Below are 19,880 nucleotides of genomic sequence, written 5' to 3' on the forward strand. Positions count from 1 at the left end.
ACCTTTTAATTTATGGGTTAGCGATGTGCGCTTTTAAAAAGTACTTAGGTAAAACCCACGCCAGTATAAAGCCAATGAGTGGTAATGCCATTTGCATAATGGCATACACTGCACTGGTGCGCCTACTTGCGCCATTAGCAAGGGTGACCGCTTCGCTTGTTATGGTTGCTATGCGCCCGCCACCGGCTAAAAGTGTAGGCAAATATTGGCCAAAGCTAATGGCCAAACCAAGTGCGGCCGCAATTAAAATAGGGGCAAATAACTGGGGTAATTTTACTTGTAAAAACACTTTGCAGGGTGTTGCGCCAAGGCTTGCTGCTACATGAGCAAAACGAGGGTCTAATCGCCTATAACTGCTCGCAAGCGATAAAAACACATACGGCAGTACAAACAATAAATGGGTAAATACCACATTAAAAAACGCGGCCTGGTTATTTACTAATTGTTGCAGCCACACTAGGCCAAATAAAAACGCAATACTTGGTACAAGCAACGGTAAATAAATAATTAAGCTGGTAAAGCGCGACATGGGTTTTGCACTTAACTGCTCTGACTCTAAGCACAAAAGGGTAATAATAATGGCAAATAACGTAGTAACTAGCCCTATAGCAAGGGTATTATAAAGCGGGCTTTGCATTTGCATTAGCGCACTTTTAAAGTGAAGTAGCGTGAGCTGATCGGGCAATGCCGCCGGAAAACGCCAAAATCCGGCAACCGACCACATAATTAAGCCAATTAACGAGAGCAAAATAAAGCCAATTACAAATACTGTTAATGCGGTCGTTATTTTTTGCCAATAAACACCGCCATATTCTCGCTCGCCATTGGTTAGTAAATCACTAAATAATGCTTTTATAGTTTTTTCGCCGCCAAGCCAAAGAGCTAGTAACCCCCCAGTAAGTACAAGCTGCAATAATGCCCCCGCAGAGGCTTTAATACGCAGGTTTAAATCTACGTCGTTAAACCAATGCATAATGGCTACAGCCAATGTGGGTGGAGTATTTGGCCCCAAAATAAGTGGCATTTCTACACTTGCGCTGGCATAAGCCAATACGGCTAAAATCGGTAGGCGCAGTAATGGGTAAAGGCTTGGCAGAATCACTTTAAAAAAAGCAGTCATAGGGCAGTAGCCTAAATTAAGCGCTACTTTATGTTGTTGGCGCAGTTTTTTGCCAAGCTCAGGTTGGGCAAGCACACCTAGCGCCATTAACAGTAAAAAAGGCAGCTCTTTAAGGGTTAAGCCTAAAATTATACTTATACCAAACGCGTCATGCGGAAACATGCCGTTAGGGGCAAGTTCCCATCCACTAAACCAAGGCGATACTAAACGCGAGATCATACCCGAAGGAGCAATTAAAAAACCAACGGCTATAGCGGCTGCTGCGTGGGGGATTACGAGTATGGGACTTAGTAAACGCTGAATACGGTTAAGCCACGGGCTATTAAAAAATGCCGCTAAAATCATTAACGTAATGATAAAGGCAAGTAAGGTACTTATTAATCCGGTGCCAACACTTAGCATAACCATGTGTGTTAGGCCGGGTGTTTGCATAAGCATAGTAAAGCCATGCAGGCCAAGTGTTGTATGCTCAAGTACTGGTGCATAACCAAAAGCGGGCAATAGCACGCTAATTAGGCCACCTATTACCGGCAAAATTAGCAATGCCAGTAAAAAACGTGGGCTTAATTTAACTAATTTACTAAACATATCGGCGCTTTTGTGTGGTTTAAGCGTTGGGCTTGCTGCTAACTTATTTGAAACAACACTCATTGGCTTACTCCAAAACGCGCTTGCCAACCTTGCATAATAGCGTTTACCCAGCTTGGGTGTGGCTCGCTAAGCGTGCGTTTAATGCTATTTAAGGGTAACGCGCTTGGATGCGGTTCCACCGTTTTAAACAAGGCTTGCTGCTCTTGGCTCAATGTAGATTGAATCAATACACTTTTATCGCCCCATATAGGCGCTTTTTGTTTTTGAGCTTGCGCCTCTGGGCTTAATAAAAAATTAGCTACTAATTGTGCACTTTGTGCATGGCTTGCATTATAAGGAATAGCGACGAAGTGAGTGTTACTTAAACTGCCATCTTGCATTGCATAACTTCTTATACTTTTTGGTAAATCATAACGTTTAACGGCGGCGGGTACTTCGGGCGCTGAAAACGTAAACGCTATGCTTAGCTCGGTGTCGCCTATTAAGCGCCGCATTTGTGCGCCACTTTGCATAAAATGGCTGCCATCGCGCCAAAGTGTTGGGTGCAGTTGATTTAAAAAGTCCCATAATGGGTTTAATACTTGGGCTGTGTTTTGCACTGTAGCAGGCTGATTTAATTGCGCTTTAAGCGTTTCATCACTTTGTTGATGAAGCACAACAAGCGCATATTTTAAAAAGCTCATTCCTAAAAAGTCAGGGGGTTTGGGGTAACTAAAACGCCCTGGGTTTTGTGCGCTCCAGCTAAGTAATTGGTTTAGGGTTGTTGGTAGTGTGTTATTTGCAGTGCCGTCAATTGCTAAACTGTCGTAGTAAAAGGTGAGCGATGCTTGGCCCCAAGGTGCTTCCATTCCATTAGTGGGTATTCCAAAATCAAAATTAACCGCAGGGTTATTGCTAGGGTCGGTATAGCTAAAGTTAGGCAGCTTATTAGCCCATTGTTTAAGTAATAATGAGTGCTCGCTCATGGTGGCAAAGTTAGCACCGTTTATCCAAATTAAATCGACACTGCCTTGGGTGTGATTATTTGCTGATTTTTCAGCGAGTACGCGGCTAACGGCCTCGCTGGTGTCGCTGAGTTTTACATGCACTAACTCAATATTATATTTAGCTTTTACTTGTTTCACAGCCCATTGAATATAGGCATTTATTTGCGCATCACCGCCCCACGCATAAAAATATACGCTTTGGTCTTTACCTGAGCTTTCAACTTGTTGCCAACGGCTTTGTAATTGTGTACTTGCTAGGCTTTTAAAGCTAATAATAAGGAAAATGCAAAAGGCGACACAGAATAAGCTGTATCGCGATAATGTTTGCCAAAATTTACTGGCGAGCATTTAAATCCCAGTTGTAGTCTAAAAACTTAACTTTCATGTTGTTATTTTTAAGCGCTTTTTGCTGAGCGGGTGTCAGCTTTAGTGCTTTAGGATATTGCATAAAAAACTGCTGTAGCGTATTAGCGCCTTTAAAGCCTTGTTCAAAATCATCGCCGTACCACTTAAATATTGAAGACACACTTAGCGTGTTCTGTTGCGCTATATTACGAGTCATGTCTGATAAAAAACGTACCGTTTGCTCTTGCAATTGGCTTTCTAAATCAGTGGCTGTGTAGGCTTCTTCACGTAGTGCTGGGCAGCCAATACTTGCGCAATTTACAGCAAAGTGAATACGTGGATCATTGTATTTACCACTGCCACGTATTAAACCATGCTCTATATCATCAAGGCTGCGAGTTTTACCAAGTAATGGCACAAACTCTTTGCTCCACGGTGAGCTAAAAAAACTGCCTAAATCTTTAATTGATTTTAGACTTGGGTATTTTGTTAATATTAGCTCAACAGTAAAGGCGTTATACGCGTTGATTAAAAACGCCAGCTGCTTAGGTTTTTCCCATTTATCAAACTCATTTTGCGTAACAGCCGATAGCGAATCTAAATAGGCTTTAAGTTCGCTGCGCTTAGCTTTTATTGCTGTGTAATCAACCTCAGTGCTGTGACCATGATTAATAGCTACAACATGCTTGTTTAATAATGCATTCCAGTTGTCATGCATGTTTTGAGCTTTGCTTGCAAAGGATGTTGCAAGCAAAACAGACCCTAACAATAGCGCTTTTAAAGGTGTTTTAAACATATTAGCCTCTGCGCCAGGCATGGTATTTTTCCAGTATGTTTAGTACTTTTTCAGGTGCGTGAGCACGTTTCCACTCACCTGCTGCGTATTTATTACCTTCGGCCCATGTTGGGTAGCTATGAATGGTGCCTAATATTTTGTTAAGCCCTAAACCGTGTTTCATTGCCAGTACAAATTCAGCAATTAAATCGCCAGCGTGCTCAGATACCACAGTGACACCGAGGATTTTGTCTTTACCTTTAGGGGTGATCACTTTAATAAAACCGTTGTTAGCGCTCTCGGTAATGGCGCGGTCTAGCTCTTCAAATTCAAAGCGAGTGATTTCATAATCTATGCCTTTATCAATAGCGTCTTGCTCGTTTAAGCCAACACGTGCTACTTCAGGGTCAATAAATGTAGTCCACGGGATTACACGGTAATCTACTTTAAACTTTTTAAGATTACCAAATAAGCCATTTACTGCTGCGTACCAACCCTGATGAGCGGCTACGTGCGTAAACTGATACGGCCCTACAATATCGCCCGCGGCAAAAATGTTAGGGTAAAGCGTTTCAAGGTATTCGTTAGTAACTATAGTGCGGTTAGTTTCTATGCCAAGTTCTTCAAGGCCGTAACCTTTAAGGCGAGCGCTTCGGCCAACAGCACATAGTAGTTCATCGTATTCAATATCGATTTCGGTATCGTTATGTTTTACCACAATGAATTTTTTACCGTCGCGCGCTTCACAGCGTAGTGCCTGATGCGAGGTTAAAATGTTTACGCCATTTTCTGTCAGCGCTTCGTGAGCAAAGGTAGACACTTCTAAGTCTTCTTTGATCATAATGCGCTCGCTCATTTCAATTTGCGTAACATTTGAGCCTAAACGGGCAAAACTTTGTGCCAATTCGCACCCAATTGGACCACCGCCAAGTACAACAAGCTTTTTAGGGGCTTCTTCAAGCTCAGCAAATTTAGTCCATAATGTATCGCTGGTGACATATCCGGTTTCTTCAATACCAGGCAGTAGCGGTACAAATGGGCGTGCGCCAGTGGCAATAACAATAGTACGGGCGGTTAACGTTTGCGTGCCGCCATCGTTAAGCTTAATTTCTACAGTCCACGGGTCGATAAGTTTGGCGTAGCCTTTAATTACTTCTACGCCTAAGTTTGTGTAGCGCTCAACACTGTCGTGTGGGGCTATATCGGCAATCACTTGCTGTACACGTGCCATTATTTTTTTAAACGAAAACTGCGGTGTCGTGCTTTGTAGCCCATATTTTTCAGCTTGGCGCATTTGCTGGGCTACTTTTGCACTTTTAATAATAGCTTTACTAGGTACACAGCCAGTGTTTAAGCAGTCGCCGCCCATTTCGCCGGCTTCAATTAAAGTTACTTTGGCTTTAACTGCTGCTGCAATATAGCTGGTGACTAAGCCGCCTGCGCCCGCACCAATAACAATCATGTTGCGGTCGTATGTTTTGGGTTTAGTGTAGTTTTTATAAACACGGCGCTTTTTTATTGCATTTATTAGGCTTTTTGCAATTAACGGGAATACCCCTAATAACGCAAACGACAAAATTAAATCCAGCGATAAAATACCCGATAAGCTATCTATTTGTGCTAATTGAGTACCAGCGTTAACAAATACAAAGGTACCCGCCAGCATCCCGATTTGGCTTACCCAGTAAAAAGTCCATGACTTGATAGCGGTTAAACCCATTAATAAATTAATTAAAAAGAACGGAAAAACAGGCACTAAGCGCAGCGTAAATAGGTAAAATGCACCTTCTTTTTCAACCCCAGTATCTATAGCGGCTAAACGTTCAGGAAAGCGTTTTTTTATGGTATCGCGCAATAAATAACGTGACACTAAAAATGCCAACGTAGCACCAATGCTTGAGGCAAACGAGGCAACTAATAGGCCTTGAGCCAAACCAAATAATGCACCAGCGGCTAGCGTTAAAATGGCTGCACCGGGCAGTGATAGCGCGGTCACTAATATATAAAGTAAAAAGAAACCCCCGATCACCAAAAACGGTGATTGAGCTTTGTACTGATCAAATTGCGCCATTGACCCTTTTAGCCCGTCAAGGGTAAGAAGCTGGTTTAGGTCATAAAAAAAGAATAAGCCGACACCTATCGCCGCCAGTAATAACAAACTTAGTTTTTTTAACATGTTATCTCTCAAACGGTTTAAAATTGATGGGTAAGCGTAAGCTTAGCGTTAATTGGTAATTCTGGGAACGCGAGTGTCGCGCCAAAATAGCCACCTTCAAATACAGGGCGCCAGTTTTGCTGATCGGTAATATTATTTACATCAAGCCTCAATTTAGTTGCTGAGGTAAACGCATAGCTGGTATTAACATTTAAGGTGTGCTGATCGCGAATGTATACGGTAGCCAAAAAGTCCAATGGGTAGCTTTTAGTATACAGGGCAGAAAATCCAGCCTGCCACTGAGAAGTTATTGTATAGTTAGCGTTTAAGCTTAACGATTGCTCTGGGATCCCTTGTACTTGACGGTTTGAGGGAGCAAAAGCTGTGTAACTTGGTGCACCAATGCTGTTACCCGCAATAATATCGGGACGCGAATTATCAAACGCATCGGCTATTTGAGCTGAGTCTTGGCCTGTCGCAGAGTTATCATAACGGGCATCAATATAACTGTAGCCTGCGCTTATCCAGTAAGGGTAAGCGTCGTAAAATACTTGGCTTTCAAATCCGGTTGTACGAATGCCAGTATTGCTACCATCGCGATTACGTAAGCTGCGGCGTTGGCTAAATACAGCAGCATCTGCATACCAGTCGCTTTGTGTTGGCGCATATTTCACGCCAAACTCGACTAAAGTATTTTCCGTAGCAAAATTTTGTGCGCTAATTGTATTGTCACCACCTAACGTATTACCGCCGGCCATGCTGTTAGAGGTGGCTTCGTTATAACTTGCTGCCGCATAAGTGGTTAAATCGTCATTTACTGAGTAATTAATGCTCAGCTGCGCTGATTGCAGTGTATCGTTAATGCTATCACTAGCGGCTATTTGCCCTTGAGGTGCAATCGGGTCATTTGCTTCTACGTCATAGTAATCAACACGATAACCAGCACTAGTACGTAAGCTGTCAGTCCACTGTGAGTCTTGTTGAATGGCAATGCCGGTTTGCCATGAGCGTGAATCTGTAGTGTCTGATAAGTTAAAATCACCACTGCCATCATTGTTAATATCGTACTGACCACCAGGGGATACATATACACCTGGGCGCAGCTCTACCAAACGTGCCTTTTGTGCATCAGTTAATGGAATGCGGCGGTTTGAAAGTGGGCCGGTTAAATCAATAGGCGTATCGGCTTCGGTGGTAAATTGGCTGTAACCCAAGACTTTATTGTAACGTACATCAACAGCGAATAAGGTTTGCTGCTCATCGCTCCATTGATACGTGAGTTCAGTACGGTTTTGTGCGGTATCGGCGCCATCAATTATTTCAACAAAACTATTTTGTGCTATTTCTTCGCGCTGCAAATGCTGAAAGTAACTAATGTTTTTAATCGACATCACATCAGACAGTGCGCGCTTATAAATACTATGAACTAAATAAGTGGTTGCTTGATTGAGATTATCAGGGTCGGTAAGCACACGGCTGGTATCTATTTTTACTTGCCCTGTAGGCGATATAATAGAGCCTGCGCTAGGAACTGTGCTGCCATTCGCTTGTAACCCTTGACCAGTAATGTAAAGATTATGATCGATAAGCGCTTGGGTAGGGCGGTTTATACCAGCGTTATCGGTAAATTCTGTTTGGTACAGTTCAAAGTTAATGTCCCAACTGCTTTTGTCATCCGGTAAAATTTTTAATGCCGCAAACAAGCTATCACTTTGTGTGGCTGAGTAGTCATAATAACTACCCTGATCAATATGCTCATAGCTAACACGTAAGCCAATTTTATCCTCAACAATCGGTGCGTTGTAATCTACTTGGGCGCTATACTTATCCCAACTTCCTGCAGACACCTTCACATTGCCTTTACGCTGATCAGTTGAAGCTGTCTTAGAGTGTAAGTTTACAAAGCCACCGTTACGTTGGCTTGAACCAAACAATACAGGTGGTGCGCCTTTAACTACGTCTATCTGTTCTATCGCATTAAACGACAACGGCACACCAAAACCATTATTACCTGCTTGACGTCGAGTGCCATCTTGAAATAACTCCCCTAACTGGCCGCGGATCGTCGGCAAGCTTGGTGCACCAAAACCACTTGCAGCGTATGTATTAGGACTTACAGCGAGCACATCGTGCAATGTTGTTATATTTAATTGCTCAATTAAGTCTTTAGAGATAGGCGTCACAGAGCGAGCTATGTCTTGCAGTGCTAAATTATCACCAAAAGGGCCGTTTACTGTGGTGTTTTTAATAGAGAGGTTTTTAGATTTAAGCGCTTGACCTGCCACCTCAATTCGCTCAATGGGGTCAGAGCTAGCTGTTTCATTAGCCTGAGCAGCTAAAGCTACATTTAACAGGGGGGCGAGGGTTAAAGCTAAATACGTGTATTTCAAATCGTGTTTCTCTATTTTTATATGTTGATGTACACAAAAGACCAAGACAGGTAAAAATATCTTTCAATCAATTGCTAAAAATTTTTATTTTTTATCTTAGCGCTTAGATAATAGTGCCTTTAAACAAATCAGCTTAAGATTAGTTTAGGTTTAATTATTTGAAAATAAAAAAACGATTATACGGTCTTACTTGCCAATTAGTTTATTTATATCTTTTTTAAGGAGATTTTATGACAGATTCAATCAATACAGATGTTCAAACTCGTTTGCAATGGTCACTTTTATCGCTGCGCTTAGGGGTTTTCATAGTTATGTAAAGGGCCTGTTTATCTTTCGAGGTTGAATTTGCAGCTGTATGTTTGGCTTTTAGACAAGGTAGAGCCTATGTAGTGTGGTTATTCCCCATAAATAGGCGATAACGCAGCACAAATGCCAAACAGACGCTGCCCGAAGGGTTCTGCCTAGGGGCGATTTACTCTTTGTTGCCTACATGGATGTAGGTAAGGGGCGTGAGCAGGACGCGGAAGCTTTGCTCGGTTTTTACTTATTCTTACATGGATGTAAGCCAGTAGAATAACGCAGGAGCAGTTATCGAGCCCACTAGGCTACAAACTTCGCGCCGCGATTAAATCGCCCCTAGCTTGAACAAATTTCAATCTGCAAAGGTCAACAGGCCCTAGTGGACACTGGATAAATTTGTAAATCCGGGGCATAGTGCCCGTATTTTTGAACATTTTTATGGGATCAGTTTCTCTACCGATACTATTGCTTATATTTTAGGTGCACTGCAATTATTGTTAGTGATAGCATTTTTAGTTGGTTTTAAAAAACGTATCACTTACAGTGCTATTTTTATAATGCATGGACTATCAACGCTTTCTTCTTACAATCAGTACATTGATGGCTTTAATAATTTACTGTTTTTTGCGGCATGGCCTATGTGGGCTGCGTGTTTTGCGCTTTATTTATTACGCGATCAAGACGTAAAATTTACCGTTAAATCATAAGCAAAAAAAATGGTTATAAGCGTTAGCCTATAACCAATAAAGTACACAGGGAGTGTAGGAAGTTCTGTTGAGCACAGTAAGCGGTTAGCAAGCCATTTACTGTGTGTGACTAAAAGCACTTACTGGTGCTTTAATAAATACGTACAATGATAAAAGCAAAGCTAATGCCAATTTTTAAACACTTGAATTTTATGGTTATTTATATTGTTTGGATTGTGGCTTTGCATAATGCAGGTAAATTTTTCTATATTGCAACTGTAAAGGTTACCGACTTTGCAATATGAAAAAATGGCACTGTTTTGGAATCCGATTCGACTAAAAGCAGCGCTGATTTAAAAATCAGCGGCTACTTCAAATTCTAATCGTTCATGACTAATAGGATGGGTAAAAGCTAAATACTCGGCATGCAAATGCAGTCGTTCTGCCTTTTCACCGTAGTGAGTGTCGCCCACAATGGGTGTATTTAACCCTAAGTGGTGGGCACAGTGAACACGCAATTGATGAGTACGTCCTGTTTTAGGATAAAGTTGTAAGCGGGTGGTATTATTTTTACGTTCCAGTACCTGCCATGTTGTTAATGACGGCTTCCCCGTTTTGTAACACACCATTTGCCGTGGCTTATCATCAAAATCAAGCACTAAAGGTAACTCTATAGTGCCACTCTCAGCAGCAATATTACCCGCCACTAAAGCAACATAACGCTTTTCTACACTACGCTCTATAAACTGTTTTTGCAGTGCTTTATGCACCCGTTTATTTAACGCAATCATTAACAGCCCTGAAGTCGACATGTCTAATCGGTGCACAATAAGTGGCCCCGAAGCGTGTGGGAGCTGAGTTTTGATTCGCATATATACCGAATCGTCAATATTAATGCCTGGCACAGATAAAAATTCAGCAGGTTTATTTACCACCAACAAATCATCGTCTTGATAAACAATCGTTAGGTCTTTACCCTGTGCAGGGTTGACCAAGAGCGGGTTGTCTTCAACATTTAACCCCTCTAGCATATGCCCTAAAATAGGCTGGCATTTGCTGTAGCACGAAGGGTAATAATGTAAATGATGTCTGATTGCCGATTTAGGCGGCGCGCCCCACCAAAATTCGGCCATAGCCAGCGGCTTTAAATTATGTTTATAGGCATATTGTAATAATTTTGGCGCTGCACAATCTCCCGCACCTGAAGGCGGTGTGTGCTCGGGTAGTTTGGCAAAAATGGCGTTTAAATCGGTCACTTCGCCGTTTGCATTTAAAAACTGGTACTGAGCGAATAGCTTTTTTTGTAAATTTTTAGAGAGTACTTTACGGCGTTTTTTTAATCCGTTAATTTCCTCATCTATTGTGAGTTGTGCCTGTTCAAGCGCTGCAATGCGTGTTTGCCACTGTTGTTTTAATGCTTGTAGTTGTTTTTTCTCAACAATACTCTGCCCAGCTAATTGGTTTTTCAGCTTTTCAAACTCATCATTATTGAGTTGTTCGCTGGCAACTTGTCGTTGCTGTTTTCGCTGTTTTCGAGTTACTTGCATTGCTTGCTGCTTGGCGATAAGTTGTTGCTCATAGTGTTGGCGAGCAGTCACTAACTGTTGCTCAATTTGCTGATAATTATCACTGTTTTGCAAGGCTGTAATTTGCGCATTAATGTCGTTAATCACTTGGCTTTGCTGACTAAATTCTGCATCGTCTATATGTTTAAGTGCCACATTTGGCGCAAAACGCAGTTGCTCATCAATCCCCGCTATTTGCCCCGAATAGGCGCTAATAAAGCCTAGCTGTTGCGACTCATCTTGAACAACCAAGACGCCAAACATTTTACCGGCATCAATATCATCTGTATCTAAAATAGCCTTATCTAGCTTTTTTAATTGTTGTTGTAATTGTTTTGCAGCGGCAACGGCCAGCGGATGAGGTTTATAATAAAAGGGAAACGTAAACTGCTCAGGCAGTGCAAGGTTATCTATGTTTTCATTAAAAGTGGTAAAGCAGCTAGCAGGGTTTGACATGGCAATAGTGTGATTAGCAGTTATCAGAATAATTAGTCAGAGTGTAACATAAGCAGCGCTGTGCCACTAAGCATGCCTGGCATTACAAACATAAAGGCCAACATATTTATGTTGGCCTTTGGTATTAAGCTAATACTTATTTGTTAGCGTCTTTCACTGCTTTTAATTTAGCCGCATGGTCAATTTCAAATGCAGGCATGTCTTTTTTGCCTTCCATTAAGTAGTTGTCCATCCAACGCATTAAACGCAAGCTGTAATCGTACTGTGCCGCCACTTTACGGTTACCATGGCCTTCGCCTGGGTAGTAAACAAGGCGAACATCTTTACCTTGCACTTTCATGTAACGGTATAGTTCCATAGATTGCGCAGGGTGAACGCGAGGATCGTCTTTACCATGCATAATAAGCAGTGGCGTTTCAGATTGACCCGCCCAGTAAATTGGGCTGCGCTCTAGGTACCATTGCCATTTATCCCATGGGTATGAACGCGCATGAACTAGGTTCATTTCGTTTGAAATATCAGTAGTACCAAATTTAGATAGCTGATTAGTGACACCCACAAACATAACACTGGCAGCAAAGTGCTCAGTTAACTTTGTTGCGCCCCACGCTGATGCATAACCGCCGTAAGAGCCACCGGTAATACCAACACGTTTAGTATCAACTAATCCCATATCAACAAGGTGATTTTTAAAATCAACTAAGTCGTCAAACTCTTTACCTGCGTAATCGTTTTGACCTAGTTTAGAGTAATCTACGCCTTTACCTGTTGAGCCACGGTAATTAGGGTAAAATACCGCGTAACCACGTGCAGCACCCATTTGACCAGGACGCGAGTAGTTAGTTACCCAGCCGTTTTTATCATGACTTTCAGGGCCACCGTGTACCGACATAATTAGTGGGTAGCGTGTGCCTTTTTCATAATCGAGTGGGTAAACTAGTACACCATCAAGTTCTACACCGTCACGCGCTTTAAGCGTAATTGTTTCTTGTTTAGCAAAGCGTTTGTCGTTTAACCAGCTGTTTGAATCAGTTAAACGCTTTGCCTTGTTACTGCGCACAATAAAGACTTCGTTAGGGTGTTTTGCCGTGTTACCACGAAGTGCTAGGGTTTTATCTGAATCAGAAACACTTAGCTGTGAGGCAATAAATTTGCCTTCTTTTACTAGCTTCTTGTATTTGTTAGAGCCGGTTTTAATGCTCGCAACAAAACTTTCTGTGCCAACATTGGCAATAAAGTTAAGGGTGTTACATTTATGCGACCATTCAAAGTCAACAACGTGGCCCATAAAGTTAGGTAACCATTCAGTGATTTCTGCAGTTTTAGTATCGGCAATAAATAGGCGACCAGTTGCAGGGTCGTGCTTATCTTCTGCACCTAAAATAGCAATGTATTTACCATCATGTGAAAGCTCGGCATCGCCTAACTTACCTTCAGTTTTAAACGATAAGGTAACTTTGTTGCTAGCAATATCAAACAGGTGCCACATAGATTTTGTGTATTTATCATCAATCAGTGCGGTAGGTTGAGTTTTAACCAGTAGCTTTTCACCATTCGCAGCCCAATTAACGTCACTCACGTAGTTATCAACATTGAGTGCGGTAGGGGTAAGCGGCTTGTCGGCTTTAGCTAAATCTACAATAAAAAGCTGCTTGTTTTTAAGCCCTAGCTCGTATACTTCTGCTTTAAAGCCAAGTTTTTTAAGTTCTTTTTCTGACTTATCAGCAGCTGGCATTGCTAAAATAGCGACTTGCTTGTTATCAGGACTTAACTGATAGCTTGAAATAGATGTGCCTTTTAATGACATTACCGCTTGGGCTTGGCCGCCATCAACAGGTATTTGGTAAAGCGAAGTATATTTGTCGTCTTTTAATTTCGCTAAAAAGTAAATTGTTTTACTGTCGTTTGACCACTGTAGGCTTTTAATATTAACCGAACCGGTAATAAAAGGACGTTCAACACCTTTATCGTCAACAACGAAAAGCTCACTGTAATTGCTGCCATTTTCGTCAACGTAAAGCGTGCGAGGTAACGAACGGGTAAATGCAACACTGTCACCATCGGGGCTAACGGTTGTTTGTATTACTGATTTTACTTTTGGAATGTCTTCAACTGTAATTGCTGATTGCGCAAATGCAAGTGAGCTTGAAAGCCCAATTGCTATCGCTAAGCTAGTTTTTAGCATTGTTATTTCCTTTGCTTTATTAGATTTCAGCCATTATAGCAAGGTGTTCTCAATATACTAAAAAATGCGTTTAATCCTCAAAAGAGGACGTTTAATGAAAGCGCGACTTAAACCGCGCATACATTTATAAGCTCTTTTTAGGAGGTAGTGCCACGTTTGCAAAAATAAGTCCTGCCACCAGCGACATAAAGATTAAAAACGTTTGCTGACCAATATGATCTGCATAAACAAAGTCTTGGCCTTCAATCAGTGAGTTTAAACCAATATACGTTTTGCTCCCTGGTACCAATACAATTAGGCCTTGCATAGCAACAATTGAGGCCGGGGCATTAGCAACACGGTTAAATAAGTTGCTAAATACACCAACAGAAAATGCACCAATAAAGGTCCCTAACGTGTAATTTAAATCTAAATAAATAGCAGGCCCAATACTAGTGCCATAAGCTATAAAGCCTGAGGCAATAGACCACATTGCATGTTTAAGCTTTGTTCTAAAAATAACGATTAAGCTACTACACAAAAGTAAAATAGCGAGCCATGTAGTCCACTTTGGTAGCGGCTCAGGTTGTACGAAATCGGCTTGCCCAAAGACCGCAAAGCCAATAGCAAGACCAATAAAAGCCCCAAAATAAAGCTTAAACAGCAACATAAATGAGTCCATCACGCGTGCTGTGCCCGATACTAAGTGTCTGGCTGCAAGTTCAGCTAGGCCAAGTGCAAGGGCTAAACCGGGTATAAACACAATAATGGCAGAAAGTACAATTAATCGAATGTTGATGTGTGCATCTAAATGAACGCTAATAGCACAAGCAAGAATAGCCGACACTATTGCCACTAATGGCTCAAGCATATGGGCCACACGTTTCGAACGAGCCGACCACAATACAAATAAGTATACAACAAAGGTCAATAAACCAGACCAAATGACGTCATTCCAACTGGTGCCCATGAGCATGGCAAATGCGCCACCAGAGGTGGCAAAGGCAACGCCTGTCAGCATTCTGTTATAAGGATTTGGGGCATCAAAAATGATATCAAGTTGCTGATCAACCTCTTGCAACGTGAGCTCGTCATTGAGCATTTTATTAACTAAATCGTCGGTATCGGCAAGTGAACCTAAATCATGATCGCCTGGGTCAACGCGGGCAACATGGGTATATTCATCTTCATGGCCATCGGTCCAAATAACAAAGGTAACCGACGTGGGCGACATAACAAACGAAGATTTAAGATCTAAATAAGTCGCCACTTCCATTAAGTGGGCTTCTAAGCGATAGGCAGGGGTACCGTATTTATGGAGCATTTTGCCCAATTTAACGATAAATTTGCGTTTTTCAGTAAACGTTGCGGTTTTCAAATTTGTTTTGAACCAACTATTAAATAACTAAGCTAAAAATATAGGCAATAATGCTAAAATTGCCCAAGTTTATTTGCGGCGATTTTAAACACAAATCGCCGCCTGTCTAGTGATTTTTAATGTTATTTTTTATTTTTTTCTGCTATCCACTGCGACATATATTGTGTGCTGCGCATGGTATGGTGTTTGAGCATTTGACCCGTGAAATTTTTCATCCGGTGAGCATCTAAATTACTGCTTATTGAGTCAATTTTTTCAATTAATTGAGCACTTAACTGTACTTTGTCATACAGAGTATTAAGCAGAAGGCCGCCAGCGGCTTGTGCTTCGCTAAATTTAGCCTCGTTGTTGTATAAAAAAACTGCGGCATCTGCAAAAGCTTGCACATCTGCTGTTACCACACCTGGCCACGGCAACGTGCTGTGCATACCTTCGCTGCCAATAGGCGTGGTGATGCTTGGGGTTTGCATGATCATGGCTTCTAAAAGTTTACCTTTAATACCTGCCCCAAAACGCAAAGGAGCTAAGCAAATACGCGCACTTTGCATTACCTCATACGCATCATCGGCCCAACCTTTAATTAAAAAGCCGGTTTTAGGATTATTAAGCGCGGTGGCTTTTGGCGGTGGGTAGGAACCATAAATATGCAATTCTGCCTGCGGTAGTTGTTTGCGGATAAGCGGCCAAATTTTTTGTAAATAGAGTACCGCATCCCAGTTTGGGGCATGTCTAAAATTACCAATGGTCATAAAGTGTTGGCGTTGTTGATACGATTTAGTTTGCTCAGGTAAGGCACTTAAATCAACCATAAAAGGTAAGTGATGCAACACGCTAGGCTCAACTTTAAACACTTCATTGAGTAGTTCCATCTCATAGCTTGAGATAATTAAGCTGAGATCACAGCGTAAAATAGCGGCTATTTCACGTTTAGCGATGTCTGATAGTAAATCGCTGTGGTTGAATTCGCGCTCACCTTTATGCGCCTCATGGCGTGCATTACGCAGGCATTGTAAATCTTCGGTGTCTAAAATTTTAAGCGCATTAGGACAATGCTTATCTACGCGCCAGCCAAACTGCTCTTCCATCATAAAACGATCGAACATCACTAAATCGGGGTTGTAAGCTTTAACATAGTCATCAAAACTATCGCAGTTAAGAGCGATGCTTTGGCTGGTTATACCAAAGTCGGCAAGGTCAACCATGTGTTCGGTCGGCTGTGCGGGCGTGGCGAACTCAACATCCCAGTTTTGCGTCCTAAACGCATTTAGTAACGACATCATGTGCGTACCTGCAGCAGATGAATTGGGCTCTGGCCATACATAGCCAATTACCAGCACTTTTTTCATTGGCTAGATTCTCTAATTATTTGATGGAAAAACAGACTCAAACACAGTGGTATATTTTTAAAAGCTGTAACGGTATTTAAAAAGCAGAGTATGATTTCGAAAAACTAAAATGCTGCAAATTAATGGACATAAACAACCAATTTTAGCGTTGAGTAAATAGGCGTGTATTTTAGCGTATTCAGGCTACTTAAGTCATTACTTAGCTTAACACTTTATGAATGGTGCAAAACGTGTTTATATATCCGGTAATATTTAACAATAAAAAGGATAAAAACATGAATGCTTTTAGGCTATTAATTGCCTTGATAGGCTGCATTGTTTTATTGCCTGCAAGTTATGCAGAGCAAGGATATCAAACCCCTTCACCTGCACTTGCTACACTTGTAGATGCAAAGTTAGCCCCTACTAGCTCTTTATCAAATGATGGACAGTGGCTTGCTTTGTTTGAACGCAAGCGTGTTGTGTCACTAGATGAGCTGGCAAAAGAAGAGTTTAAGCTTGCGGGAATAAAGCTCAACCCAGCTAATTTTTCACGCTCCCGGGTTAGTGCCAAATACAGTGCGTTAGAACTTAAGCATGTAGAAAGTGGTACTGTGGTTAACGTGAATAATTTGCCACAGGGGATCATTCGCTCCCCTCGCTGGTCAGCAAATAGCAAGTATTTAGCGTTTATTGTTGAACAACCGGATAACGCACGGCTTTGGGTTTATAGCGTTAAAACCAAGCAAGCAAAGCAGTTAAATGAGCTTGCACTTAATTCAGTATTAACCGCTACACCTTATAAGTGGCTACCCGATAGCACAGCAATTGTGGCTAATTTAGCGGTAAACTTAGACAAACCAAGATTAACCAATGATACCCAAAGTACGGTACCAGTTATTCAACAAAGTAGCGGTGAAAAAGCCCCAGCGCGTACTTATCAAAACTTATTAACCAGCCCGTTTGATGAAGCACAGTTTAAATTTTATGGTCAAGGTCAACTAGCGTATATCACGCTTGATGGTAAGGCTCAGCAAATTGGTCGTGCTGGCTTATTTAAATCGTTTTCAATTTCGCCTGATTCAACCAATATTTTAGTCGCGACCATCGACGAGCCATTTTCGTATCAAGTGCCTTACAGCCGTTTTGCAACTACATGGCAAATATGGGGAATGCGTGGGTATGCTTTAGTCGAACTGGCTAAGCAACCCCTTGCCGACAACATTCCTCAAGGGTATGACAGTGTACGCACTGGTCGTCGTAATTTTGAATGGCGTGCTGATCAGGGCGCAGAGGTTATTTGGGCCGAAGCGCAAGATGGCGGCGACATGAAAACTGAGGTTGAGCATCATGATTACCTTTATAGTTTACGTGCACCGTTTAAACGCGAACCAAAGTTGTTTGCAAAAGTAGAGCGCCGTTATGCAGGTATAGAGTGGGGTAATGACAGCATTGCCATGCTAAGTGATTGGCGCTTTAGTGACAGACAAGTGCGTACTTATGTAATTCAACCACGTAATGCTGATAGCAATCGTGTGCTATTTTCAGAGCGCAGTTACAATGATGCTTACAAAGACCCTGGTAGTGCTATATATGAGCGTAACGACTTAGGAACACGTGTTATAAAAGTCGTTGGTGGACGTTACATTTACCTTCGTGGTAATGGAGCATCTGAGCAAGGAAATATTCCATTTTTAGATCAATACGATGTAAAAACAAACAGCTCTAAAAGAATTTGGCAATCTGCTGCACCTTACTACGAGCGAGTGCGTGCTTTATTAGACGATGAAGGTAAGCGTATTATTACTATTCGTGAATCTAAAACGCAGCAGCCTAACTTTTTCATTCGCGATTTAGATAAAGATAGCTTAACGCAACTGACCCAGTTTGAGCATCCGTATCCAGCATTTAAAGGGGTGACTAAAGAGCAATTACGTTATACCCGCGATGACGGCGTTGAGCTATCTGGTACGCTTTATTTACCGCCAGGGTATGACAAAACACAAGGGCCTTTACCTGTATTGATGTGGGCATATCCACTTGAATATAAAGATAAAGCGGTTGCCTCACAGGTGCGCGAATCAGAATACGAATTTACCTACATAGGTTACTGGGGCCCAATGCCTTATTTAGCTAAAGGAATTGCGGTATTTGACGATCCTAAAATGCCGATTGTAGGTGTTGATGGCAGTGAGCCAAATGATCACTTTAGAAAACAGCTGGTTTCTAGCGCTAAAGCAGCGGTTGATGTACTGGTTGAAAAAGGCATTGCTGATAAAGATAATATCGCCATTGCAGGGCACTCTTACGGTGCGTTTATGGTGGCTAATTTATTAGCGCATAGCGACTTATTTAAGGCAGGTATTGCCCGCAGTGGTGCGTATAACCGCACATTAACACCGTTTGGTTTTCAAGGTGAAGAGCGTGACTTTTGGCAAGCACAAAGTGTGTATGCAAACATGTCACCGTTTTTTCATGCTGAAAAAATTAACGAACCTATGTTAATGATCCACGGTCAAGAAGACCCGAATTCGGGAACTTTCCCAATGCAAAGTGAACGTATGTATGCAGCGCTTAAAGGTCTAGGGAAAGAAGCGCGTTTAGTGATGCTTCCTTACGAAGCTCACGGTTACCGTGCCCGTAAAAGCTTATTACATGTACTGTGGGAGCAAGAGCAGTGGCTTGATAAGTATTTGTTAAGTGATAACGTTGAACCAGTTGATATGGAAGAACAACCGATTCAGTAGTGTATTATGCCGTGAGATCAAGAAGATCCACTCTTAATCTCACGGCACTTAGAAAAAATAGGGCTTTCGAGCTGCGGGTCTCGGGCTAAGAGCATCGAGCTAAGTTCGGTGCTCTTAACCCGATCCTCGAAGCCGTTATTTCTAATTTACCGATAGGTATTTTTCCTTTACCCTTTCATTCAAAATTAACACCATTTTATTAACCTATTGCGAGCTTTAAATGATTGATGTAGCTGCACTTGCGGTATTTATTCCTACCTTCTTTTTTGTGTCTATTACGCCGGGTATGTGTATGACACTGGCCATGACTTTAGGCATGAGTATAGGTGTGCGCCGAACTTTATGGATGATGATTGGCGAGTTGCTAGGTGTCGCCAGTGTTGCGGTGGCTGCGGTGCTCGGTGTTGCCAGTGTTATGCTTAATTATCCCAGTGCATTTGATATTTTAAAGTGGGTGGGTGGCGCTTATTTAATCTACATCGGCATTAATATGTGGCGTGCGAAAGGAAAAATGTCGGTTGATACGCACAACACAACAGCCGTGAGCCGATATTCATTATTTTCGCAGGGGTTTGTAACCGCCATTGCCAACCCTAAGGGCTGGGCGTTTATGATTTCCTTATTACCTCCTTTTATTAATGTGCAATACAATGTTGCGCCACAGTTAGCGGTGCTGGTGGCTATTATTTTACTCTCAGAGTTTATCTGTATGATGATTTACGCAACAGGTGGCAAAAGCCTGCGGCTATTTTTAACCAAAGGCAATAATATTAAGTGGATGAATCGTATTGCGGGGAGTTTAATGGTGCTAGTGGGAGGTTGGTTAGCTTTGGGTTAAAAAAGAGCCCGAGGCTCTTTTTTATTTTGAGCATACAAAACCGCTAACCTTTTAATCTG

The 19,880-nt window shown here is 41.9% G+C and carries 11 protein-coding genes and 1 pseudogene; 3 read left to right on the forward strand and 9 right to left on the reverse strand.

Features of this window, described 5'->3' with window-relative positions:
* Window positions 1–10: 10 nt before the first annotated feature.
* Genes AC0L7Q_RS18820 through AC0L7Q_RS18840 form a run of 5 tightly spaced genes read right to left on the reverse strand, consistent with a single transcriptional unit; the run spans window position 11 to window position 8,362 of the window.
* Window positions 11–1,771, reverse strand: coding sequence for an ABC transporter permease (locus AC0L7Q_RS18820; protein WP_418157360.1), 1,761 nt, complete (start codon window positions 1,769–1,771; stop codon window positions 11–13).
* Complete coding sequence (locus AC0L7Q_RS18825) at window positions 1,768–3,045, reverse strand: ABC transporter substrate-binding protein (RefSeq protein WP_413402997.1); 1,278 nt, start codon at window positions 3,043–3,045, stop codon at window positions 1,768–1,770. The genes AC0L7Q_RS18820 and AC0L7Q_RS18825 overlap by 4 nt, the downstream gene beginning before the upstream one ends.
* Window positions 3,032–3,838 carry a DUF547 domain-containing protein gene (locus AC0L7Q_RS18830; RefSeq protein WP_413402999.1) on the reverse strand — a complete coding sequence of 269 codons (807 nt, stop codon included), beginning with the start codon at window positions 3,836–3,838 and terminating at the stop codon, window positions 3,032–3,034. The genes AC0L7Q_RS18825 and AC0L7Q_RS18830 overlap by 14 nt, the downstream gene beginning before the upstream one ends.
* A gap of 1 nt (window position 3,839) precedes the next feature.
* The gene (locus tag AC0L7Q_RS18835; protein ID WP_413403001.1) at window positions 3,840–5,993 is read right to left on the reverse strand and encodes an FAD-dependent oxidoreductase; all 2,154 of its coding nucleotides are present in this window, start codon (window positions 5,991–5,993) and stop codon (window positions 3,840–3,842) included.
* A 17-nt stretch (window positions 5,994–6,010) separates the two neighbouring features.
* The gene (locus AC0L7Q_RS18840) at window positions 6,011–8,362 is read right to left on the reverse strand and encodes a TonB-dependent receptor (RefSeq protein WP_413403003.1); all 2,352 of its coding nucleotides are present in this window, start codon (window positions 8,360–8,362) and stop codon (window positions 6,011–6,013) included.
* A 680-nt stretch (window positions 8,363–9,042) separates the two neighbouring features.
* Between AC0L7Q_RS18840 and AC0L7Q_RS18845 the strand changes: the two are divergent.
* Window positions 9,043–9,369, forward strand: a pseudogene (locus AC0L7Q_RS18845) (hypothetical protein); the annotation flags it as partial.
* Window positions 9,370–9,701: 332 nt separating this feature from the next.
* Here AC0L7Q_RS18845 and AC0L7Q_RS18850 read toward each other — a convergent pair.
* The 4 genes from AC0L7Q_RS18850 to AC0L7Q_RS18865 all read right to left on the reverse strand — a co-directional run bounded on the left by AC0L7Q_RS18850 (window position 9,702) and on the right by AC0L7Q_RS18865 (window position 16,257).
* On the reverse strand, window positions 9,702–11,369 hold the full coding sequence (locus tag AC0L7Q_RS18850; protein WP_413403005.1) for a pseudouridine synthase: 1,668 nt from the start codon (window positions 11,367–11,369) through the stop codon (window positions 9,702–9,704).
* A gap of 136 nt (window positions 11,370–11,505) precedes the next feature.
* On the reverse strand, window positions 11,506–13,554 hold the full coding sequence (locus tag AC0L7Q_RS18855) for a S9 family peptidase (RefSeq protein ID WP_409425725.1): 2,049 nt from the start codon (window positions 13,552–13,554) through the stop codon (window positions 11,506–11,508).
* Between the two features lie 124 nt (window positions 13,555–13,678).
* Window positions 13,679–14,911: a threonine/serine exporter family protein gene (locus AC0L7Q_RS18860; RefSeq protein ID WP_413403007.1), complete on the reverse strand. Its 1,233-nt coding sequence runs from the start codon at window positions 14,909–14,911 to the stop codon at window positions 13,679–13,681.
* Window positions 14,912–15,033: 122 nt separating this feature from the next.
* Window positions 15,034–16,257 carry a glycosyltransferase gene (locus AC0L7Q_RS18865; protein WP_413403009.1) on the reverse strand — a complete coding sequence of 408 codons (1,224 nt, stop codon included), beginning with the start codon at window positions 16,255–16,257 and terminating at the stop codon, window positions 15,034–15,036.
* 275 nt (window positions 16,258–16,532) lie between these two features.
* On the opposite strand from AC0L7Q_RS18865, the gene AC0L7Q_RS18870 reads away from it, so the two are divergent.
* Window positions 16,533–18,983: a S9 family peptidase gene (locus AC0L7Q_RS18870; RefSeq protein ID WP_413403011.1), complete on the forward strand. Its 2,451-nt coding sequence runs from the start codon at window positions 16,533–16,535 to the stop codon at window positions 18,981–18,983.
* Between the two features lie 220 nt (window positions 18,984–19,203).
* The gene (locus AC0L7Q_RS18875) at window positions 19,204–19,821 is read left to right on the forward strand and encodes a LysE family translocator (protein ID WP_413403013.1); all 618 of its coding nucleotides are present in this window, start codon (window positions 19,204–19,206) and stop codon (window positions 19,819–19,821) included.
* Window positions 19,822–19,880 lie beyond the last annotated feature (59 nt).

The sequence above is a fragment of the Pseudoalteromonas sp. KJ63-1 genome (assembly GCF_055808145.1).